The organism is Rhizobacter sp. P2_H2, assembly GCF_056403375.1.
Map to the genome: position 1 here is coordinate 1 of NZ_JBFUFP010001781.1, position 601 is coordinate 601.

The window sequence follows — 601 nt, forward strand, 5'->3', positions numbered from 1 at the left end:
TCCGCATGCGGGAATCGCAGGCCCTGCAGCGCGGCATCGCGGGCGCCGCGGTGCGCAAGCTCCTGCGCCGCCCAGGMCAGGAAGCGCTCGCACTGCTGCTCGAAGAACTGCTGCAGCTCGGCCGCGCTGCAGGTCTCGCTGAACACCATTTCCTGCTGCGAAGCGATGTCGTAGTAGACGAGCGCGACGCGCAGCTTCGGCAGCTCGAACTTCTGGCACAGCAAGGCGCCGTAGATCTTGGCCTGCGCCCAGTGCAGGTGGCGGTGGTTGGCCGGCTGGCGCGCGAGGTCGCCGCGGTGCGTCTTGATCTCTTCGAGCAGGCCCTTGTCGGGGTCGTAGCCGTCGGCCCGGCCGCGCACCCGCAGCGCGCCGTGCGTGCCGCTGAGGTTGACCTCCGCCTGGTAGCGCCCGCCGCGGCGCGAGGCCACCATCGCATGGCCGGCCATGCCCTCCTGCGCGGAAGGGCCGGGCGTGAAGCGCAGGTCGAGGTCGCCCTGCTTGGCCGTGAACTCGCACAGCTCGCGCACGGCGATGGTGTAGGTGGGGGTGTCGACGCTCATGGGATCAGCGCGAGAGTGTCGCAGGCCGCGTCTTGTAGGGG

1 pseudogene is annotated in these 601 nt (G+C 70.7%); it reads right to left on the bottom strand.

Annotated features, from left to right (window positions below):
• Nucleotides 1–560 (bottom strand): annotated as a pseudogene (locus tag AC1D15_RS36170) (ATP-dependent DNA helicase); the annotation flags it as partial.
• Between the last annotated feature and the right edge of the window lie 41 nt (nucleotides 561–601).